Origin of the sequence: Microbacterium sp. GbtcB4, from assembly GCF_019091465.1 — a bacterium.
GTDB classification, from domain to species: domain Bacteria; phylum Actinomycetota; class Actinomycetes; order Actinomycetales; family Microbacteriaceae; genus Microbacterium; species Microbacterium paraoxydans.
Map to the genome: position 1 here is coordinate 1 of NZ_JAGXJJ010000707.1, position 231 is coordinate 231.

The window sequence follows — 231 nt, forward strand, 5'->3', positions numbered from 1 at the left end:
CGAGCGAGATGGGCATCATCGAGGGTGCCTCCGGGTACGGGGCCGTCATGGAGGCGGGGTGGCCCGGCGACCCGTTCGACGGCCTCGTCTCGCGTCTGGCCGCCCTCGTCGACGCGGACCCGGACGACGTCGAGGTGGGCGTGCACCTCTGCTACGGCGACGCGGGGGAGAAGCACTTCTTCGAGCCGCCCGACGCCGGCTCCCTCGTCCGCTACGCCAACGCCGTCATCG

Annotated in this window: 1 pseudogene; it reads left to right on the forward strand. The window is 72.7% G+C overall.

Annotation, left to right across the window (positions count from 1 at the left end):
- Positions 1-231 (forward strand): annotated as a pseudogene (locus KVS71_RS19340) (hypothetical protein); the annotation flags it as partial.